4 protein-coding genes are annotated in these 5,226 nt (G+C 39.3%); 1 reads left to right on the plus strand and 3 read right to left on the minus strand.

Annotated features, from left to right (window positions below):
- Positions 1-153: 153 nt before the first annotated feature.
- The 3 genes from H6G97_RS44840 to H6G97_RS44850 all read right to left on the minus strand — a co-directional run bounded on the left by H6G97_RS44840 (position 154) and on the right by H6G97_RS44850 (position 4,286).
- The gene (locus H6G97_RS44840; RefSeq protein WP_190946917.1) at positions 154-2,037 is read right to left on the minus strand and encodes an NACHT domain-containing protein; all 1,884 of its coding nucleotides are present in this window, start codon (positions 2,035-2,037) and stop codon (positions 154-156) included.
- Positions 2,038-2,896: 859 nt separating this feature from the next.
- Positions 2,897-3,994, minus strand: a complete 1,098-nt coding sequence (locus H6G97_RS51725; RefSeq protein WP_199350109.1) for a sensor histidine kinase — start codon at positions 3,992-3,994, stop codon at positions 2,897-2,899.
- Positions 3,995-4,031: 37 nt separating this feature from the next.
- Positions 4,032-4,286 (minus strand): DUF7219 family protein, encoded by a 255-nt coding sequence (locus H6G97_RS44850; protein WP_190946918.1) that lies wholly within the window; start codon positions 4,284-4,286, stop codon positions 4,032-4,034.
- A 683-nt stretch (positions 4,287-4,969) separates the two neighbouring features.
- Between H6G97_RS44850 and H6G97_RS44855 the strand changes: the two genes are divergently transcribed.
- Positions 4,970-5,226: response regulator (locus H6G97_RS44855; RefSeq protein ID WP_242056046.1), on the plus strand; the 257-nt coding region annotated here is incomplete at its 3' end.

Consider the following 5,226-nt stretch of genomic DNA (forward strand, 5'->3'; position numbering starts at 1 on the left):
CCTAATTATTGCTAATCATAGTTATTACTCCAGTACTTTTCGTTTTATTCGTATTTTATTTATCTTTAAAACTTCGGATAATACGTGATTGTCTTCGGTTCCTGAATTTAATCCACTGATGTATAAAATATCCTTTCCTAAATTTTACTCATCTCAATGATTTTTTCGCACTTGTGAGAAATCCGGGTCAAGGATGCAGGCGAGGGTAAAGTGCTGAGTCAGGTGAGGAGTTCGAGCTAAGGCTTGGTAAAACGCGCGAATTGCAGCAGGCTGTAAAGGAGCGGCAAGGGACTTTTGACTTGCCCAAGTTAAAAACTTTTGCAAATATGGATCTTGTGCCACTAGCGCGTCAACTTGTTGCTTCATTAACTGCACTAGGAAATCTGCACTCCGCAGCATGGCAACCGTTAACAAAAAGATTTCACGCCACCTGGGTTCAGTAATATGGCTCACCAGACGTTCTAAGGGTTGTTCTAATGCTTGTAAATTATGATTAGCGACGATTTGTCGAGCAGTCAGGTATTCTTGAAACGTTAAAGAAGAGAAGGAGAAAATCCCCCGCACTCGTTCTGCTAATAATCCGTGTTGTAACTCTATTGCTTGAAGTACGCCTTCACTATCTAACTGCAATTCCTCTGGTTCGGTCGAAGCATTCGGCAAATCACTGATATAGTCGCTAATGTATCGCTCAACAATGTGTTGTTCAAAAAAGTAATTACCCTGCTCAAATGTCGCGCTCGCAACCTGACTCAGCAACTTTAGCTTTTGTGGTAATAAAAAACCTTCGTACACTTCATCCCGCTCAATTCCTTTGGTTTCGTCCCATTTATTAAGCAACAAGTCTAAACATTGCTTATAAAATACAGCTTTTTGGGTTGGGAATTTGTTTTGCTGATGAAAAACCCAGCAGGCGAGATGCAAAAACAAGGGCGTGACCGCAAGTCTACGAAATTGGAAGTTTTCAGGTAAATCTAGTTGCCGGGTAAACTCAACTGCCTGTTCTTGTTTATCCTGAACATTGGTTTTTGTGAGTGCTGTAAACCACTTCTGAGCAAAAGCAACAATTTGATCTTGACTAAAAGGGGCAATTTCAACATCTGTAAAGCGTCTGAGATTCAAAGCTTTAGCTGCCGTGCGGCAGGTAACGACAAACATATTCTTTTGATACTTTTCAGAAAGTTTGCGAATCTCATTGACGACACCAATGCTCTGTTGCTGGAGTACTTCATCTAATCCATCCAGCAACAGCAACACTCTGCCCGACAACAACAAAGTTTCTAGCACAGATGGATCTGAAATACCACAGGTAAGGAATTCTTTGCAAATATAGTTGAGTAAATGAAACTCTCCTGCAACTCTCGTTTCGTCGGCAAAATCTCTTAAGGTGACAAAAATCGGAACCCGATTTGCTGCAAATTTACCTCGATTGCATTCAATCGCCAAATGTTCCAAAAAAGTGGTTTTACCTGCTCCCGGTTTACCCAATACCCGCAGCTTTGAGTAAGTTTCAACTGCCGTCATCCCCGCGATTTGTGTCTGCGATACCTCGCCTAAACCAAAGCGATCAAATTCTTTTGATGTAAACTTTTGCAAGTCCGCAAACTCTAACCATTGAAAGCTTGCAATCTCCTCCAAAATGTTGACATCTATGTAAATGTCGTCGATTCTAACGGGGCGACTAACATCTAATAACTGCAAAGTGCCACACTGATTTTGAATTTTGTCAAAGCGTTGCGATCTCACAAGTTGTACTAGAGCATCAATATCTAAAAACTCAGCAGTACCAAGTTCTTTTGATTGAGAGAATTCTTTTGGAGAATTAGCCGTAATCTCCCGCCAATTCAACGATAACACAGAGCAAATTTCTATAAAGATATGACGCTCAACGGGACGCCCACTAAAAAACCGCCAAATTGGTTGGCGAGTCTTTAAGTTGACTTCAAAAGCCAAATTTTCTTGTGTCCACCCCTTGTAGGCAAACGCTTTTTTAGCCTGTTGTATTCCAACCTCTGATGCTTGGAGCGAGCGCTTGACCATAGGGAGATCCTATCCAAATAATGAAATGTCCAGCTTTACGTTCAAGGCAATTGCTGATAAAGGAAACAAAATGGTTCCCCTTTGCCTCACCGTTTCTTTTGATTTTTTTGCTCAACTCAAGCAGCGTGGTGCTTTCGCTGTCTTGCCCTGGTCTAAATTCTCCTTTTGTCAGAGACTAGCGCCTGCCGTAGGATGCTCGTACCCCTACGGGGAAGCAAGCTGACGTAAAGCGTCTCCTGTAATGAGTTGGGCTGTAGCCAGAAGCGCTTTCATCCACGGCTGAACATTTTATTATTTCTAAGTACCATAAGACTAAAGCTTGATCTAAAATCAATCACTTAAATTTTTATTAGTCTCTTTTATCTTAAAGCTTTTTCTCAAAGTAAATTTTTCTGTTCAGTTAAACTTATACACTATTCATCAAAAGTACGGAACATCTACGCGCTCCTAAGAGTTGGAACAAGCCTTTTTTGTAAAGTTCACAGCGGCAGAAATCGGCGCTGTGACTTTCCACTTTGTTTGGTTATGACTGCACAAGACTGCAAAGACTACCCGGCAGATTCTCGCGTCCCTAGAGCTTCGCATTAATCGTGGGGTATTTTGTCGTATCCAAAATAACCCAATTCTACAAAATCTGACTATTTTTTTGATTACGGCACATGAAGAAGCGTTTTTAAATCAGCAACCTGATGTGAAAGTAAGGGCAGTTATCCAAAACCTAGTTGAGCCGGATGCACTAATAGAATATATTCAGGCTGCTCTACAGCAAAGGCATCATTTCTAGTTATAATCTCTAAATGAAAGAATCTGTTACCACTGTGTTAGCTGTAGCATTTGAAAGAAAGTTTTTTTAGCCACGCTAATAGGTAAGTTTAGGCAACTTAACGATAAAGCTTGTCCCCTTGCCCTCGGTACTTTCAACTTCAATCGTCCCCTGATGCGCCTCAATAATCCTCTTTGCTAAAAATAATCCTAAACCCCATCCTGTTTGATCCTCAGCAGAGATGGTTCGACGAAATTGTTGAAATAAGATTGATTGAGCTTCTGAAGAAATCGGATTACCTTCGTTGTGGATAGTTAGGCTGATATGCGTTTCAATTTGTTCAAGCGTGAGTGTAATTGGTGTATTAGCAGCACCATACTTCACGGCATTAATAGCTAAGTTTTCAATTACCCGTCGTATCTCTTTACGGCTGCAATTGCTCCTGAGCGCAGTATCAGAAACTACAACAAACCGCTCTCCATAAGCAAAGTTCAAATCCTCTACTACGTCTTGAATAAGGCTGTCTAAATTGCATTCTTCAAATTCTAGCTTTAAGCTCTCCCCTGCCCGCAGCCGACTAGCATCGAGCAGATTTTGAATCATCGAATTCAAACGCTCGACTGCTTTTAGCATTTTCGCCGCGATATTCGCATGAGTGTCTCCTTGTTCAAGCCGACGCAGAGTCAAGTGAGTACCCATTTTTATGACATTGAGTGGACCTCTAAGATCGTGAGTCAGTGTCACCATAAATAACTCTTGAATATCTCGCAACGTCTGGGAAAATTGAGTCGCCGCATCGTTAACGGCTTGCTCAATGGAATCGATAATAATATCTCGTTCCCTTACCTCTAAAGCCGCTTCTTCTTCTAAAATCTGAAATATGACTTGACGGAGAATGTGGTACTCAAAAATGAGTTGAGTCATTGAGTAGTCGGCATAACCTGCCCGCTCATGTCCATGCTTTTTCCCAATCCGAGTGCTTTCTAGCTTATCAATTTTTATTCTGGCTGGTGTCCTTTCAATCTTCGTTGACAGCTCATCCACCAATTGGTTTAGATACTCAGGTAACGAATTTTGTAGCATCAGAGAGTCCTGATGCATTGATGCACCAACTTCATCACGCGCCCGCTCTTCCCACCTCTGCATAATTCTTTCAGCATTTTGCTTAAGACGCTTAGACGTTTGGTTAGACATAGATTATAAAAACACCACAATTAGCAAATAGTTCGCATCATTCAGTGGAATCTTCTCCAATTCCCAGCACATTATACCTCTGTGTTAACTGTTGCCAAAGATTTTCAATTTCCTCATAGCACTCCAACGCAGAAAGTTTTCCTCCTGTTTGTAGATTGCAGATGTAACTTACCCGTTGAGAAAATTCTTGAAGATTAGCATTAAATATAAAATTATGGCTAGTGAATTTACCTAAGTATCGATAAGGTTGATAGAGAAAATTATTTTTATCTACTTGATTGTGGTCATGCATATAAAAAACAAAACTGCTATTATAATTTATTCGCCAATATAACTTAGTATCAGCATATATTGAATGCTCCGTAGAGAGAGATATGTTTAAAGTTTAGATAGATATAAGTGTTAATCTTTTGCATAAACATAAATGCATTTTTAATAAGAATTCAGCACCCAGGAGTCAGAAGCCAGAATATATGCTCGACTGCGATTTCGGAACTAGCCCAAATACTGATGAAGCCTTATCTGCCATCATCGCTTGAATTTCATATTTTTTAAGAACATAGGTAGTTAAGGCAAGAATATTTTTGTCATCATCTAATATAATAATTGTCAATTCTTTGAATAAATTTGTGTCTATGCCTGTTCTCTTATCTGAAGAATGTTTAGCCTCAGATTTTCTATCATCATATTAAACTATTAGTTCCTTGATTCAGGTGACAGTCCAATAACTTACTGCTGCAACTTATAACATGCAACCGTCAGAGGTAATAGTTTAAATAAATATATTATGTATTTACTTATACAAACTCTCCAAAATTTAACGAAAATTCCAAACATATCTTTTATACCAAAAAGCATTGCTCCTAATCTCTCTTAATCTCAGTAGTAGTTCAGAAATAATTGGAGTTAGCTTTTAAAATTTGGCTAGCAAGTAACACCATCGGATGATGATAAAAGTTGCTTCTCCAGCTAAAAATGACTAAACAACAGTATGGGCTTTATTTAAATATGTCAGTTAAAAGAGGAGTTCAACAAAATAATACTAGTAAGCTTATTCTAGTTTGTGATGACGTTAGAGACAATTGTTTTTTGCTCCAAACTGTATTACAAATGGAAGGTTATGAAGTTGATATTGTGGATTCCGGAGCGGCAACCCTTGCCTATCTTGAATCTACAATACCTGATCTACTCCTACTCGATGTAATGATGCCTTACATGGATGGGTATGAAGT

It is taken from the genome of Nostoc flagelliforme FACHB-838 (assembly GCF_014698065.1).
GTDB classification, from domain to species: domain Bacteria; phylum Cyanobacteriota; class Cyanobacteriia; order Cyanobacteriales; family Nostocaceae; genus Nostoc; species Nostoc flagelliforme_B.

Excerpts from the sequence above, each read along its gene's own strand:
- H6G97_RS44840 (WP_190946917.1), bottom strand. The coding sequence starts at position 2,037 with ATGGTCAAGCGCTCGCTCCAAGCATCAGAGGTTGGAATACAACAGGCT.
- H6G97_RS51725 (WP_199350109.1), bottom strand. The coding sequence starts at position 3,994 with ATGTCTAACCAAACGTCTAAGCGTCTTAAGCAAAATGCTGAAAGAATT.
- H6G97_RS44850 (WP_190946918.1), bottom strand. The coding sequence starts at position 4,286 with ATGCATGACCACAATCAAGTAGATAAAAATAATTTTCTCTATCAACCT.